Origin of the sequence: Pseudomonas monteilii NBRC 103158 = DSM 14164 (assembly GCF_000730605.1) — a bacterium.
Classification (GTDB): Bacteria; Pseudomonadota; Gammaproteobacteria; order Pseudomonadales; family Pseudomonadaceae; genus Aquipseudomonas; species Aquipseudomonas monteilii.
On record NZ_BBIS01000042.1, the window covers coordinates 1 to 14,536 of the forward strand.

The following is a 14,536-nucleotide window of genomic DNA, read 5'->3' on the forward strand; positions in this document are numbered from 1 at the left end:
TGCAGGCTCATGGCTTTATTTGGCAAAGCCGTACTAGCCGCGCTATTGAGCACGGTGACTGTTGGGTCATATCAAAAAACGTCGCTGAATTTATTGCTGAAGCATGGTTTGCAGTGATGCCAATACCTGCTGGGTCATGCCGTTGAGTTTGGTGGCGAAGTACAGATAGATGCCCGTGCAGCAGACGCCCATGATCGCCCAGGGCGTCCACCAGGGCAGTTGACGGTTCATGCGGTAGTGCCGGGGCGCCACGTTGGTAAACGGATCGGTCAACCGTTCGGAGGTGGGCCGGGTGCCGCGCAGCTCAACGATGCGGTCGCGCAGGCGCTTGATCCAGATCTCCAGCTCCTGATCGCCGTTGGTCTGGTTGGCGTACTTGCCGCGGTAGCCCAATGCCAGGCACCAGAACAGGAACACGAACAGGTCGTAGCGTTTTTCAGGGGCCTCCAGCAGGCGTTCGAGCACGCTGAAGAACTTCTCGCCGCCCCAGGTTTCCTGGTGGATGGCACTGAGCAGCGACTCTGCCTTCCACGATGAGTCGCGGCCCCACGGCGTGGCCATCACGGCTTCGTCGACCACGCAGCACAGGCAGTAGGAGAACACCACACGGTCGCCTTCGTCGCAGTGCTCAAGTTGGCGCACTTCCTCGACCATCCCATGGATCATGGTTTTGACATGGGCGTACAGCTGCTCCATGTGGTCATACTGCTCGGTGCCCTCCAGGCGAATGACAAGACCGAGCAGCGGTGAGGCGATGTCGTGGAGGGGATTGCCTGTATTTGAGCGGGTGTCGAAGCCCAGGGCATCAACCCGTGGGAATAGCTCGCTCAATGAACGGGATTGACGGGCTTGGGTCTGGCTGTTTTCGTAATCACCGTCAGGTGTCTGATGCAAGGGTGGACCTCCTGGTCATATCAATGGCTGGAAGTAAGCGACAGTTAGTACGGGGGCCAGGTTAGAGATCAGAGCCCAATGGCGCTCTCCCTAGGCACCTGGTTTTTCCATGGCTGAGATTTTGCGGAACGCAACGGTAGTCAGTGTTGATCCTAGAGGAACATGGCTGGCTTTTATCATTGAAATTATTCAAAAAGCTGATTTCGGCTAAATTTGGGAAAGTGATGTAGGAAGTTTCCTTTTTAAATTGCTTGGTCTTGTCATTTTCAAAAAGTCAGAACTTACAAAATCAGCAAATCTCTGAAGATTACGTCAGCGTCGAGACGGTTTTGTCAGTTCCCAAGCCCCCTGTCTTGGCGCGTGTTGCGCTGAACCTGCTATTCCTAAACAAACCCCACAACCCACCAAGGCCCCTCGATGCTCGCCATCGAACAGCTCCACAAATCATTCCGCACCCCCCAAGGCCCGCTGCCTGTGCTGCAGGGCGTCAACCTGCGCCTTGCCCGCGGCAGCAGCTTGGCATTGATGGGCGAATCGGGCAGCGGCAAGAGCACCTTGTTGCACCTGGTTGCCGGCCTGGACCGCGCCGACAGTGGCCGGATCCTGATTGATGGCACGCCGCTCGACAGCCGTTCAGAGTCATCGTTGGCGCAGTGGCGGCGGCAGGGCATTGGCCTGGTGTTCCAACAATACAATTTGATCAGCAGCCTGGACGTGGCGACGAACCTTGCATTCCAGGCAAGGCTCGCCGGCCGGCATGACCCGCAATGGGTGGCCTACCTGGCAGAACGCCTGGGCCTGGCAGGTTTGCTCGCGCGCTACCCGGAACAGTTGTCTGGCGGCCAGCAACAGCGGGTTGCCATTGGCCGTGCGCTGGCCGGGCGCCCGGCGTGGCTGCTGGCCGACGAGCCTACCGGCAGCCTTGACGAAGCCAGCAGCGATGAGGTGCTGAACCTGCTGCTGCAACTGGTCGCCGAGGCCGGCAGTGGTGTGCTGATGGTGACCCATAGCCCGCGGCTGGCGGCACGCTTGCAGCAGCGTTGCTACCTGCAGGCCGGCCGCGTTCAGCCAGAGCACGGGTGATGAGGCTCTTGTCGCTGGCCCTGTTGGCGTTGCTCAGCCATTGGCGGCGCCATCGGGTGCAGTTTGTCAGCATCTTCACCGGGCTGTGGCTGGCCACGGCCTTGTGGACGGGCGTACAGGCACTGAACAGCCAGGCACGTAGCGACTATGCCCGGGCCAGTGCCGTGCTGGCCGGGCCGATGCAGGCGCAGTTTGTACCGCGCAAGGGTGTTCATTTCGATCAGGGGCTGTACGTGCAGTTGCGCAAGCAGGGGTGGCAGGTGACACCCCTGCTGGAAGGGCGTTTGCGCTTGTCGGGTGAGCCTGTGCGCAGTGTGCGGCTGATCGGCATCGATCCTTTGAGCCTACCGCCGACCAGCAGCATTGCCGGCGTGCAGCCCCAAGCATTCGACCTGCAGGCATTTATCGGCACACCCGGGCAAGCCTGGGTAGGGCCGGATACGTTGCGCCAATGGGGCGAAGGTTCAATGCGCGACAGCGAAGGGCAACCGCTTCCCCCCGTGGTCCTGCAACCTGCGCTGGCGCCCGGCATAATGGTCGTCGACATCGGCCATGCCCAACGCCTGCTGCACGCACCCGGGCAGTTGTCGCGGTTGCTGGTGGCCGGCAAGCCAGGGCCGTTGCCTGCTGATATCGCGGCCCTGCTCGAACTGCAACCTCAGCAGGACGACGACGGATTGCAGCGGCTGACCGACAGTTTTCACCTTAACCTGACCGCCCTTGGCCTGCTGGCGTTCGTTGTTGGCCTGTTCATCGCCCACGCCGCCATCGGCCTGGCGCTGGAGCAGCGGCGAGGCCTGATACGTAACCTGCGCGCCTGTGGGGTCAGCTTGAACACGCTGCTGGGTGCATTGGTGTTGGAGCTGGGCCTGTTCGCACTGCTGGGCGGGCTGGCAGGTGTGGCCAGTGGGTATGTACTGGCCGCGTGGTTGTTGCCTGATGTGGCTGCCAGTTTGCGCGGCCTGTATGGCGCCCAGGTGGCCGGCACGCTGAGCCTGCCCGCAGGGTGGTGGCTGGCGGGTGTACTGGTGAGTGTGCTGGGGGCATTGCTGGCAGGGCTGGGTAGCGTGTTGCGTGCAGCCCGGCTGCCATTGCTGGCGCTGGCGCAGCCTCAGGCCTGGCGGCTGGCACAGGGGTTGTGGTCAAGGCGCCAGGCTTGCGCAGCAGGCTTGCTGTTGCTGCTGGCCTTGGGGTTTGGCGTGTTGGGTAACAGCCTGGCTTGCGCGTTTGCCATGCTGGCCGGGTTGTTGCTGGCGTCGGCACTCCTGTTGCCCGCCTTGCTCGACCACGGGCTTGGTGGGTTGACGCGGTTTTGTCGGGGGCCCTTGGCGCAATGGTTTGTGGCCGACAGCCGCCAGCAACTGCCGGCCCTGAGCCTGGCGCTCATGGCGTTGTTGCTGGCGCTGGCGGCCAGTGTCGGCGTGGGCAGCATGACCGAAGGCTTTCGCAAGACGTTCGTTGGCTGGCTGGACATGCGTCTGTCTGCCGACCTGTATGTCACCCCCAGGGATACCGAACAAGGGTTGCAAATTGCCGAATGGCTTGGCCAGCAATCTGCGGTCATCGCAGTGCTGCCTGGCTGGCGTGTTGAAACCCGGTTGCAGGGGTGGCCAGTGCAGGTCCAGGGTATCGTCGATCACCCCCTCTACCTCAAACGTTGGCCGTTGCTTGAGCAGCAGCCGCGCGCCTGGGAGCAACTGTCCAGTGGGCAGGCCGTGATGCTCAGTGAACAATTGGCCAGGCGCTTGAAGCTGCACTTGGGTGACCGCCTTGCGCTGTCTTCGCAGGCCATGACGGTGGTCGGGGTCTATGCCGACTACGGCAACCCCAAGGGCCATGTGCTGGTGAATGCCGGCTGGTTGCGTTCGCATTGGCCACAGGCGACGCTGACGGGGTTGAGTGTTGACCTGCCCGCCAACCAAGTGCCTGTCACCAAGGCCGCGTTGCAACAGCACTTCGCCCTGGACGACAGCCGCGTGGTGGAGCAGGTACGCCTGAAAAGCTGGTCTACCGAGGTGTTCAACCGCACCTTCGCCGCCACCGCCGCACTCAACAGCCTCACCCTGGGTGTGGCCGGGGTGGCGTTGTTCATCAACCTGCTGACGTTGGGCCAAACCCGGCTCGGCCAGTTGGCACCACTGTGGGCGCTGGGCGTGCAACGCAGGCAACTGGTTTGGCTGAGCCTGGGGCAAACGCTGATGCTAAGCAGTTTCACGGTATTGCTGGCCATTCCGCTGGGGGTGTTTCTGGCATGGTGCCTGGTGGCGATCGTCAATGTGCAGGCGTTCGGCTGGCGTTTGCCGCTCTACGTGTTTCCTGCGCAACTGCTGCAACTGGCTGTGCTGGGCCTGTTGACCAGCCTGCTGGCCAGCGCCTGGCCGCTGTGGCAACTGGCGCGCCGCCAGCCCCGCGAACTGTTGAGGCCGTTTGCCGATGAAGCGTAGTGCGTGGTTGTTGCTGTGCGGCCTGCTGTGCGCTTGTGATCAACCGGCGCCACAAGGCTATGCCGGGCTTGGGCAGCAGGCAGTCGGGTTCAGCCAGGTAACCCGCGGGCATCACTTGGCGTTCCCTCGTGACCACGGGCCTCATGAGGGATTTCGCATCGAGTGGTGGTATGTCACCGCCAACCTCAAGGACGCCCAGGGGCGCGACTGGGGCGCGCAGTGGACGTTGTTCCGCTCGGCACTGCGCCCCGGCCCGGAAACCGCAGACTGGAACAGCCCGAACCTGTGGATGGGGCACGCGGCTTTGACCGGCCCGGGTGGGCATCAGTCTGGCGAAACCCTGGCGCGCGGTGGTATCGGCCAGGCCGGCGTGCAGGCCCTGCCGTTTCGGGCGTGGATCAATGACTGGGCGTTGCAGGGCAGGGGAGGTATCGAAAGCCTGCGAATGGTCGCAGGTGGCGAAGGTTTCCACTATGACTTGCACCTGCGCAGTGACCGGCCCTTGGTGCTGCACGGCGATCAGGGTTACAGCGAGAAATCCGGCAAGGGGCAAGCTTCCTATTATTACAGCCAGCCTTTTTACCGCGTGCAGGGGGAGGTGGAGCGTGACGGCCTGTGCATGGCTGTCACTGGCCAAGCCTGGCTGGACCGGGAATGGAGCAGCCAGCCGCTGGCTGCCGGGCAGACTGGGTGGGACTGGTTTTCCCTGCATCTGGACAGTGGTGCCAAGCTGATGCTGTTCCAGGTGCGCGAGGCGCAGGGTGAGGTGTATCGCGCCGGGACCTGGGTGGGGCCGCAGGGTGACGTCGTGGCGCTTCATGGGGAGCAGATCCAGATGCAGGCGCTTGCTTCGGTGACTCAGAAAAATGACAAGCAGGTGCCAACGCGCTGGCGGGTGCAGGTACCAGCGCACGGGGTAGATATACACGTGGATGCAGTGGAACCGCAGGCGTGGATGGATACGCGGTTTGGGTATTGGGAAGGGCCGGTGCGGTTGACGGGAAGTGCGGGTGGGCGTGGGTATCTGGAGATGACCGGATACTAGCCTCAGCCCATTCAATCCTTGATCAGGCCCCTTAACACGGTCCGCGCTTCCTCGGTACGCAAACAGTCGATAAACAACCGGCTCTCCCGCGCCACCGTCGCCTCCAGCTCGGCGCGCTGGCTGTCCTTGAGCAGCCGCTTGCTGATGCGCAGCGCCGCCTGCGGGTAGCCTTGCAGCTGCCGCGCCAGCGTGCGGGCTGCGGCCAGGCATTGTTCGCCATCCTCATGCAGCTCGTTGGCCAGCCCCCAAGCCACCATCTGTTCGCCATTGAGCCCTTCATTGCCCAGCAGCAAGCGGGCTGCACGGGCCTGGCCAAGCAAGCGAGGCAGCAGCAGGCTGGAGCCAAACTCCGGGCACACACCCAGTGGTGCGAACGGCATGCGCAGCTTGGTCGAACGGCTGACAAGTACCTGGTCGCAATGCAACAGCAAGGTGGCACCAATGCCGATGGCCGCGCCACTGACTGCCGCGATCAGCGGCTTGTCCAGGCCCATCACTACCCGCATCAGGCGAAATACCGGGCTGTTCAGATCACCGGGCGGGTTGTCGAGAAAATCGCGCAGGTCGTTGCCCGCAGTGAAGCACTGCGGCCCACCGGTGATGATGATTGCCTCTACGTTCGGGTCTTCACTGGCCGCCAACAACAGGTCGCCCAGCTGCTGGTACATGGCTGTATTCAGTGCGTTGAGCTTGTCGGGGCGGTTGAAGGCCAGGGTCAGCAGACCCTGGTCCAGGTCGCGTATGATCAGGTCGTTCATGGCAGCCGCTTTTGTTGTTGTAGGCAGGAGAGCCAAGGGTTTATCACGCACGCCGGCTTGTTGTACAGTCGTTCAGTCCAGCCCCCGAACCGAGAGCCGCCCATGAACCAGGAAGCCCGCTACCACCGCATGCTGCCGGAATTGCGCAAAGCCAACCTGGTCGAGGCGACCTTGGTGTGCCTCAAGCGCCATGGCTTCCAGGGGGCTTCGATCCGCAAGATCTCGGCCGAGGCCGGGGTTTCGGTAGGGCTGATCAGCCACCACTACGCCGGCAAGGACGAACTGGTGGCCGAGGCCTACCTGGCGGTTACCGGGCGGGTGATGGGCCTGTTGCGTGAAGCCATGGCCCAGGCCGCGCCCAATGCCCGCGAGCGGTTGTCGGCGTTTTTCCGCGCTTCGTTCTGCGCAGAGTTGCTCGACCCGCAACTGCTTGACGTCTGGCTGGCGTTCTGGGGCGCGGTCAAGACAGCTGATGCAATCAACCAGGTGCACGACCATTCCTATGGCGAGTACCGCAAGGAGCTGAGCCAGCTGCTGGCCTCGCTCGCCAGAGACGAGGGCTGGCAGGGCTTCGATGCCGACCTCGCCGCCATCAGCCTCAGCGCCTTGCTGGACGGCCTGTGGCTGGAGTCGGGGCTCAACCCCGGCACCTTCACGCCCGAGCAGGGCGTGATTATCTGCGAAGCCTGGGTCGATGGCCTGCAAGCCGGTGGTCGGCGCCGTTTCAGCCTGCCCGAGGGCTGTTGATCGCCTGTTCAGTAACGAGTACGCTGCTGGCGCGAGTGTGTAGAACAACACCAATAAAAAGAGACGACACGCATGACGCCTCGGGTATTGATCGTCGATGACGATCCGCTTATTCGTGACTTGCTGCAGGCCTATCTTTCCCAGGAAGGCTACGACGTACACTGCGCTGATACGGCAGAAAAAGCCGAAGCCCTGCTCGGCAGCCAGGATGTCGACCTGGTGCTGCTGGATATCCGCCTGCCCGGCAAGGACGGCCTCACCCTGACCCGCGAGCTGCGGGTGCGCTCGGAGGTGGGCATCATCCTCATCACAGGGCGCAACGACGACATCGACCGCATCGTCGGCCTGGAATGCGGTGCCGATGACTACGTCATCAAACCGCTCAACCCCCGTGAGCTGGTGTCGCGCGCCAAAAACCTGATCCGCCGCGTGCGCCATGCTCGCGAAGTGCATCCCGTGCCGGCCTGTGCGCAGTCGCTGAAGCAGTTTGCCGACTGGGCGCTGGACACCGACCGTCGCCGCCTGATTGACGCGCGCGGGGGGCAAACCCTGCTCACCCACGGTGAATTCCAGTTGCTCAGCGTGTTTCTACGCAACAGCGGCCATACCCTCAGCCGTGACCAGTTGATGGACCAGATTCGCAACCGTGAGTGGGTGCCCAACGACCGCTCCATCGACGTGCTGGTCGGCCGCTTGCGGCGCAAGCTGCACGACGACCCGGCCGAGCCGCAACTGATCATCACCATCCACGGTACCGGCTACCTGTTCACCGCCAGCGTGGCCGCATGACCCCCCGCGCCCTGGGGGTGGCGCTGGTGATGCTCGCCGCGCACGCTGGTGCGGCCGAGACGGTGCGCTATTGTGACTACCCGGTGTACCCGCCGATCTCCTGGAGCGATGGCCACCAGGTGCGCGGCCTGGCGCCGACCGTGGTGCGCGAGCTGTTCACCCGCATGGGCTACGACGTGCAGACGGTGGTGCTGGGCAACTGGAAGCGCTGCCTGATGGACGCCGCCGCCGGGCGGGTGGACGTGGTACTGGCCTACAACAGCGACCAGCGTGACCAGCGCATGCGTTTTTCCACCGAGCCGGTGGTACGCGAAGAGGTGGCGGTGTTCTACAACCGCCTTCGGCCGGTTCGGTTCCAGCGCGTGGAGGACCTTGCGGGCTACCGTGGCGGCCTGCTGTACGGTGAAAGCTACGGCGCCGAATTCGATCGCTTTGTGGCCCGCCACCAGAACATCGAGCGGGTGTCTTCCAGCCAGCAGAACTTCGGCAAGCTGATCCGTGGGCGCATCGATTATGTGATCCAGGAGCGGCGCACCGGTCAACTGTTCATCGAGCACCTGCCTGGGGCGCAGGATATCCGCGTATTGCCCAGCGCCCTGAGCGTGGACTACCTGCGCGTTGCGGTATCGCGGCGATCACCCCTGAGCCGGCACATGGACGAAATCGACGCGCAGTTGCAGCGTATGAACCAGGCCGGAGAGATCGCGCGCTGGCTGGAGCAGAGCGAAGTCACCTACAGGGACATGATCAACCTGCCGGCGGATGCCCGATGATCCCGCTGCGCGCTGACGGCCTGCTGCGCCGCCTGCTGCTGTTCATCTTGTTGTTCAGCCTTTGCTTTACCGTGCTGGCCAGCGGGGCGCAGCTGTACTTCGAGTACCGCCGCGAGATGCGCGACATTGACGCACGCATGGCGCTGATCCGTGCCGGCTACCTGGCCAGCCTGGAGCGCAGCTTGTGGGACCTGGACGAAGCGCAACTGGACACCCAGCTGCGCGGCCTGGTGGACTTTTCCGATGTGGCCCGGGTGCGCCTGGTCAGCGACGACTTCCAACTGCAGCGAGGGGCGGCCGAGCCCAAAGGGCCGCTGCGTGTCGAGCGCTTCCCGCTCGACTTTCAGCCCCCTTCGGGGCCTGCCAGGCACCTGGGTGAGCTGGAAGTGACCATTGACTTGGGGGCAGTGCATCAGCGGCTGTATGCCACCGGCTTGACCAGCCTGCTGTGGATGGGTGTGTTTTTGTGCGGGTTGGCGGTGGCGCTGTCTGGGCTTTTCTACCGACTGGTCACCCGCCACCTGCAAGTGATGGCCGAGTTCGCTCGCCGTATTGGCGCCGGCCAGTGGCAAGAGCCGCTGCGCCTGGGCCGCCGCCCTTCATCGCGCCCGGATGAAATCGACACGGTGGCCAATGCCTTGGACGATATGCGCCGCGCCATCCTCAGCGATATCGAGCGCCGCGAGCGTGATCGGCTTGAACTGCAGGACAAGCGCGACGAACTGCAGGCTATGGTCGAGCGGCGTACGGCCAGCCTGGCTCGGGCCAAGGACGAGGCCGAGGCTGCCAACCTGGCCAAGTCGCGCTTTCTGGCGACCATGAGCCATGAGCTGCGTACGCCGCTTAACGGCATTCTGGGCATGGCTGAATTGTTGCGCGGCGGGCGGCTGGAGTTGCCTGACCGTCAGCGCGTCGAGGCCTTGTACAAGGCCGGCGAGGGGCTGCTGGCGATTCTCAACGAAGTGCTGTATTTCGCCCGGCTCGAAGAAGGCGAGAGCCGGGCCGAGCTGGTGGGTTTTTCCTTGCGCCAACTGTGCCAGGAAGTGTTGACGCTGCTTGAGCCCATGGCCAGGGACAACGGCGACACGTTGCACCTGCATATCGATGAGCCGTTGGCCGGGTATCAGCACGGTGCCGAGCAGTACCTGCGTCAGGTGCTCAGCAACCTGCTGGCCAATGCCATCAAGTTCACCGAGCACGGCCAGGTGCAGCTTGGGGTGCGGGTGCTTGCCAGTAGCGAGCACGCGCAGCGCTTGCGGCTGTCGGTCAGTGACAATGGCATCGGCATCGAGCCCGCCATGCAGGCGAGAATCTTCGACCGCTTCGTCCAGGCCAGCGAGGCCGTGGCCCGTCGCTATGGTGGCACCGGCCTGGGCCTGGCGATCTGCAAGCACCTGGTGGAAAAACTGGGCGGCAGCATCGGCCTGGACAGCGTGCCGGGGCAGGGCAGTTGCTTCTGGTTCGAGGTCGAAATGGCCCGTGGGCAACCCGTGCCGGGCCGGTCACCCGCCATGCCGCCCATGCCCAGCCTGGATATCCTGGTGGTCGAAGACGTGGCATTGAACCGCGAGGTGGCGAAAGGGTTGCTACTGCGCGATGGCCATCGGGTGAGCTTTGCCGAAGACGCCGGGCAGGCACTCCAGGTTTGCGCGCAACGGCGCTTTGACCTGATCCTGCTGGACGTACACTTGCCGGGCATGAGTGGAGTGGAACTGTGTCAGAGGCTGCGTGCCTCGCCCGGACCGAACCGCACCAGCCGGATTCTGGCGCTGACGGCCGGTGTGCAACCGGGGCAGGTATCGGGTTATCTGGCGGCCGGCATGCAGGGGGTACTGGCCAAACCGTTGCGGTTGGAGACCCTGCGCAAAACGTTGGCCGAAGTGCCGCCCAGCGAAGTGATTGGCACTGACGCAGACATGGACTGGTCGCTGCTGGACACCCACCGTTCGCTGCTGGGTGAGCAGAAACTGCAGGGCTTGCTGAAGGTGCTGCGCCAGTCACTGGAACAGCACGCCACGGCACTGGCCGAGGCGCTGCTGGCCCAGGACGTTACCGAAGTGCTGCACCTGGCCCATCGTTTGGCCGGCAGTTGCGACTCCCTGGGCTTTTCTGGCCTGGCCGCGCTATTGCGCTGCATTGAAGAGGCGGCCCGGCAGCACGACGAACAGGCGTTGAAGGCGCTTGGTGAGCCATTGGCAAGCCAGCTCGGCCAGGCCCGCGCCACCCTGGAACAGCTGATCCAGGGCTGACGTACAAAAAACTTACGACTTTTTACATCTTCGATCCGTTCGTACAACGGCGTCTTACATCTGTTTCCAATAATCCATGGCAACCGTGCTGTACGCGGTCCATGAGGCTTACTGGAGACAAGAACAATGACATGCCCTAGTGCTCAGCCCTTCCTTCACACCACCCCGCGCACCGGCCGCAATGGCGAGGTGCACCATGACTGACACCCACGAGAAGATCCAGCTCACCCGCGCACTGAAAAGCCGTCACATCTTCATGTTGTCGCTGGGCGGGGTGATCGGCACCGGCCTGTTCATGGGCTCGGGCGTGACCATCAACCAGGGCGGCCCGGTGGGCGCCATCCTGGCCTACCTGGTGGCAGGCTTGCTGATGTATCTGGTGATGGTCTGCCTGGGCGAGCTGTCGGTGCAGATGCCGGTGTCCGGCTCGTTCCAAGCCCACGCCACCAAGTTCATCGGCCCCGCCACCGGCTTCATGATCGGCTGGGTGTACTGGATGAGCTGGGCCACTACTGTGGGCCTGGAGTTCACCGCCGCCGGCATGCTGATGACCCGTTGGTTCCCCGAGGTTCCGATCTGGTACTGGTCGGCGCTGTTCGTGGTCGTGCTGTTCGGCCTCAACGCCTTGGCCACCCGCGCTTTTGGCGAGGCGGAGTACTGGTTCTCGGGCATCAAGGTGGCGACCATCCTCGGTTTCATTGTCATTGGCCTGTTGGTGATTTTCGGCGCCATCCCGCTGAGCAGCGGGGCACCGGCACCGATGCTGGACAACCTGGTGGGCGAGTCGCTGTTCCCACACGGCCTGTCGGCAGTCTTCGCCGTGATGATGACCGTGGTCTATGCCTTCCAGGGGTGTGAAATCATGGGGGTGGCAGCCGGTGAGACCGAGCACCCGGAAAAGAGCATCCCACGGGCCGTGCGCAACGTGGTGTTCCGTGTGCTGATCTTCTATGTGCTGGCGATTGCCGCGCTGTCGGCCATCGTGCCGTACGAGCAGGCCGGCTTGATGGAAAGCCCGTTCGTGCAGGTGTTCGACATGGTCGGCATCCCTTACGCCGCCGACCTGATGAACTTCGTCATCCTTACCGCCATCCTGTCGGTGGGCAACTCCGGGCTGTATGCGTCCACACGCATTCTGTGGGCCATGTCCAAGAGTGGCATGGCGCCGAAAAGCCTGTCGCCGCTGAGCAAGCGTGGTGTACCGCTGCGGGCGCTGAGCATCACCCTGTGCTTTGCGTTGATCTCGTTGATGACCAGCTTCATTGCCGCCGACACCCTGTTCATGGTGCTGATGGCGGTGAGCGGCATGTCCGGCACCGTGACCTGGATCGTCATTGCCCTGGCGCAATACCGCTTCCGCAGAGCCTACCTGCGTGAAGGTGGGCAACTGCAAGGCTTGAAGTACAGGGCGCCGCTGTACCCGCTGGTGCCGCTGCTGTGCATCACCTTGTGCAGTTCGCTGTTCGTGTTCCTGGCGCTGGATGAAACCCAGCGGCCGTCGCTGTACTGGGGCTTTGGCTTCATTGCCCTGTGCTATGCGGCGTATTTCTTTGTAAATCGTCGTCGGCAAGGGGCCCTGGCACCCAGCGCGCCCGGCGTCTGAACCGACAGCCCATGCCGCACACCCCCTGCAATAGCAGGGGGTGTGTAACGTCGAAGACCAAGTTGTGCGAAGTTGTAACAGCCCATCCCGCCTTGTTGAACACTCGTTTAGTATCTCCCTCGTCAGCCCCTCAAATAGACACAACAATACCGAGGCCCACATGACCACCCCGTCGTCGTCTCTGTTGAGCAAGGTCGAAACCGGCGTTGCCTGGATCACCCTCAACCGCCCAGAGCAGCGCAACGCGCTGGATATCCCCACCCTCAACCAGCTGCACGCCTTGCTCGACAGCCACAACGGCGACCCGGCCGTACGCGTGGTGGTATTGACTGGCAGCGGCCGCAGCTTCTGCGCCGGTGCCGACCTGGCCGAGTGGGCCGCCGCCGAGGCTGCAGGCACCCTGGAAACCTATGGCTGGACCGAAACCGCCCACGCCCTGATGTTGCGCTTGCACAGCCTCGACAAACCCACCCTCGCTGCCATCAACGGCACCGCCGTGGGCGGGGGCATGGACCTCAGCCTGTGCTGCGACCTGCGTATCGCCGCCGCCTCGGCGCGCTTCAAGGCCGGTTACACCAGCATGGGCTACAGCCCCGATGCCGGCGCCAGCTGGCACCTGCCTCGGCTGATCGGCAGCGAACAGGCCAAGCGCCTGTTGTTCCTCGATGAACTGTGGGGCGCCGAACGCGCCCTGGCAGCCGGGCTGGTCAGCGAAGTGTGCCCTGACGAACAACTGCCCGCCGTAGCCGCCGAACTGGCCGGGCGCCTAGCCAACGGCCCGACATTCGCCTACGCGCAAACCAAGCGGCTTATACGCGATGGCGCCCGGCGCACCCTGGCCGAACAGCTGGAAGCCGAGCGCCACGCCGGCCTGCTGTGTGGCCGTAGCCAGGACGGCGCCGAGGCGCTGCAAGCTTCGGTTGAACGTCGCGCCCCCTGTTTCACCGGCCAGTAACCTGATACCGACCCTGACCAGGACCTTCGCAGATGAATTTCCAACTGACCCAAGAACAAGAAATGTTGGTGGAAGCGGTACGCAGCTTTGTTGCCAAAGAGCTGCTGCCCCATGAGGAAGCGGTGGACCGAGCCGATGCCGTGTCTCCGGAACTGGCCGCGCACATTCGTGGCAAGGCCATCGCCGCCGGGTTCTACGCGTTCAACATGCCGGAGGAGGTGGGCGGCGGCGGCCTGGACTACCTGTCCCAGGCGCTGATCGAACGCGAGTTGTCCAAGGTGTCCTGGGCGCTGCATGTGTTCGTTGCCCGGCCGTCGAAAATCCTCATGGCCTGCAAGGACGAGCAGATCAACGACTACCTGCTGCCCTGCGTACAGGGCGAGAAAACCGATTGCTTCGCCCTCACCGAGCCGGGGGCCGGCTCTGATGCCAACGCCATCAAGACCCGCGCCGTGCGCCAGGGCGATGACTTTGTCATCAATGGCAGCAAGCACTTCATCAGCCACGCGGGCCATGCCGACTTCGCCATTGTCTTTGCCGTCACCGACACCTACGAGCACAACGGGCGCAAGCGCAACGCGGTCACGGCCTTCCTGGTCGACCGTGGTACGCCGGGTATGACCATCCGTCGTGGCCCCAAGTGCGTGAGCAACCGCGGCTATCACACTTATGAGCTGTTCTTCGACGATTGCCGGGTACCGGCCAGCAAGGTGCTGGGTGAAGTCGACAAAGGCTGGGAAGTAGCCAACGCTTGGCTCACCGCCGGCCGGGTGATGGTTGCCGCCAACTGCGTAGGCCAGGCCCAGCGCGCCCTCGACCTGTCGCTGCAATGGGCCGCCGACCGCAAGCAGTTCGGCCAGGCCATTGGCAGCTATCAAGGTGTGTCGTTCAAGCTGGCCGACATGGCCACGCAGATCCGCGCTGCCGAAATGCTCACCCTGCACACTGCCTGGAAGATGGACCAGGGCAGCATGACCGATGGCGAGGCTGGCATGGCCAAATTGTTCGCCAGTGAAGTGCTGGGCAAGGTGGCCGACGAAGCCGTGCAGATCTTCGGTGGCATGGGCCTGATGGATGAAGGGCCGGTCGAGCGCATCTGGCGCAATGCGCGCATCGAGCGCATCTGGGAGGGCACCTCGGAAATCCAGCGGCACATCATCGCCCGTGAACTGCTGCGCCCGCTGCTGCGCTGACCG

The 14,536-nt window shown here is 63.5% G+C and carries 12 protein-coding genes; 10 read left to right on the forward strand and 2 right to left on the reverse strand.

Annotated elements, in window-relative coordinates; genetic code table 11:
• Nucleotides 1–90: 90 nt before the first annotated feature.
• Entirely contained in the window at nucleotides 91–894 is an 804-nt protein-coding gene (icmH, locus tag PM2_RS20945) for a type IVB secretion system protein IcmH/DotU (RefSeq protein ID WP_042132377.1), read from the reverse strand.
• 417 nt (nucleotides 895–1,311) lie between these two features.
• On the opposite strand from icmH, the gene PM2_RS20950 reads away from it, so the two are divergent.
• From PM2_RS20950 to PM2_RS20960, 3 genes are read left to right on the forward strand one after another with little or no spacing between them, the layout of a single operon-like run.
• Nucleotides 1,312–1,977: an ABC transporter ATP-binding protein gene (locus tag PM2_RS20950; protein WP_016715653.1), complete on the forward strand. Its 666-nt coding sequence runs from the start codon at nucleotides 1,312–1,314 to the stop codon at nucleotides 1,975–1,977.
• A complete protein-coding gene (locus PM2_RS20955) occupies nucleotides 1,977–4,421 on the forward strand; it encodes an FtsX-like permease family protein (RefSeq protein ID WP_028699629.1) in 2,445 nt (814 codons plus the stop codon). The genes PM2_RS20950 and PM2_RS20955 overlap by 1 nt, the downstream gene beginning before the upstream one ends.
• Nucleotides 4,411–5,466, forward strand: coding sequence for a lipocalin-like domain-containing protein (locus PM2_RS20960; RefSeq protein WP_028699628.1), 1,056 nt, complete (start codon nucleotides 4,411–4,413; stop codon nucleotides 5,464–5,466). Before PM2_RS20955 ends, PM2_RS20960 begins: the two co-directional genes overlap by 11 nt.
• 11 nt (nucleotides 5,467–5,477) lie before the next feature.
• Here PM2_RS20960 and PM2_RS20965 read toward each other — a convergent pair whose 3' ends face one another.
• Entirely contained in the window at nucleotides 5,478–6,224 is a 747-nt protein-coding gene (locus tag PM2_RS20965; RefSeq protein ID WP_016715656.1) for an enoyl-CoA hydratase-related protein, read from the reverse strand.
• 102 nt (nucleotides 6,225–6,326) lie between these two features.
• On the opposite strand from PM2_RS20965, the gene PM2_RS20970 reads away from it, so the two are divergent.
• From PM2_RS20970 to PM2_RS21000, 7 genes are all read left to right on the forward strand, one after another.
• Nucleotides 6,327–6,971 (forward strand): TetR family transcriptional regulator C-terminal domain-containing protein, encoded by a 645-nt coding sequence (locus PM2_RS20970; protein ID WP_028699627.1) that lies wholly within the window; start codon nucleotides 6,327–6,329, stop codon nucleotides 6,969–6,971.
• Nucleotides 6,972–7,043: 72 nt separating this feature from the next.
• A complete protein-coding gene (locus tag PM2_RS20975; RefSeq protein WP_016715658.1) occupies nucleotides 7,044–7,760 on the forward strand; it encodes a response regulator in 717 nt (238 codons plus the stop codon).
• Nucleotides 7,757–8,533 carry a substrate-binding periplasmic protein gene (locus PM2_RS20980; RefSeq protein ID WP_016715659.1) on the forward strand — a complete coding sequence of 259 codons (777 nt, stop codon included), beginning with the start codon at nucleotides 7,757–7,759 and terminating at the stop codon, nucleotides 8,531–8,533. The genes PM2_RS20975 and PM2_RS20980 overlap by 4 nt, the downstream gene beginning before the upstream one ends.
• The gene (locus tag PM2_RS20985; protein ID WP_028699626.1) at nucleotides 8,530–10,782 is read left to right on the forward strand and encodes a hybrid sensor histidine kinase/response regulator; all 2,253 of its coding nucleotides are present in this window, start codon (nucleotides 8,530–8,532) and stop codon (nucleotides 10,780–10,782) included. The genes PM2_RS20980 and PM2_RS20985 overlap by 4 nt, the downstream gene beginning before the upstream one ends.
• A gap of 196 nt (nucleotides 10,783–10,978) precedes the next feature.
• Complete coding sequence (locus PM2_RS20990) at nucleotides 10,979–12,385, forward strand: amino acid permease (protein ID WP_028699625.1); 1,407 nt, start codon at nucleotides 10,979–10,981, stop codon at nucleotides 12,383–12,385.
• Between the two features lie 160 nt (nucleotides 12,386–12,545).
• A complete protein-coding gene (locus PM2_RS20995; protein ID WP_028699624.1) occupies nucleotides 12,546–13,340 on the forward strand; it encodes an enoyl-CoA hydratase/isomerase family protein in 795 nt (264 codons plus the stop codon).
• A gap of 32 nt (nucleotides 13,341–13,372) precedes the next feature.
• Nucleotides 13,373–14,533, forward strand: a complete 1,161-nt coding sequence (locus PM2_RS21000) for an acyl-CoA dehydrogenase family protein (RefSeq protein WP_016715663.1) — start codon at nucleotides 13,373–13,375, stop codon at nucleotides 14,531–14,533.
• Nucleotides 14,534–14,536: the final 3 nt, after the last annotated feature.

Excerpts from the sequence above, each read along its gene's own strand:
- PM2_RS20950 (WP_016715653.1), top strand. The coding sequence starts at position 1,312 with ATGCTCGCCATCGAACAGCTCCACAAATCATTCCGCACCCCCCAAGGC.
- PM2_RS20955 (WP_028699629.1), top strand. The coding sequence starts at position 1,977 with ATGAGGCTCTTGTCGCTGGCCCTGTTGGCGTTGCTCAGCCATTGGCGG.
- PM2_RS20960 (WP_028699628.1), top strand. The coding sequence starts at position 4,411 with ATGAAGCGTAGTGCGTGGTTGTTGCTGTGCGGCCTGCTGTGCGCTTGT.
- PM2_RS20965 (WP_016715656.1), bottom strand. The coding sequence starts at position 6,224 with ATGAACGACCTGATCATACGCGACCTGGACCAGGGTCTGCTGACCCTG.
- PM2_RS20970 (WP_028699627.1), top strand. The coding sequence starts at position 6,327 with ATGAACCAGGAAGCCCGCTACCACCGCATGCTGCCGGAATTGCGCAAA.
- PM2_RS20975 (WP_016715658.1), top strand. The coding sequence starts at position 7,044 with ATGACGCCTCGGGTATTGATCGTCGATGACGATCCGCTTATTCGTGAC.
- PM2_RS20980 (WP_016715659.1), top strand. The coding sequence starts at position 7,757 with ATGACCCCCCGCGCCCTGGGGGTGGCGCTGGTGATGCTCGCCGCGCAC.
- PM2_RS20985 (WP_028699626.1), top strand. The coding sequence starts at position 8,530 with ATGATCCCGCTGCGCGCTGACGGCCTGCTGCGCCGCCTGCTGCTGTTC.
- PM2_RS20990 (WP_028699625.1), top strand. The coding sequence starts at position 10,979 with ATGACTGACACCCACGAGAAGATCCAGCTCACCCGCGCACTGAAAAGC.
- PM2_RS20995 (WP_028699624.1), top strand. The coding sequence starts at position 12,546 with ATGACCACCCCGTCGTCGTCTCTGTTGAGCAAGGTCGAAACCGGCGTT.
- PM2_RS21000 (WP_016715663.1), top strand. The coding sequence starts at position 13,373 with ATGAATTTCCAACTGACCCAAGAACAAGAAATGTTGGTGGAAGCGGTA.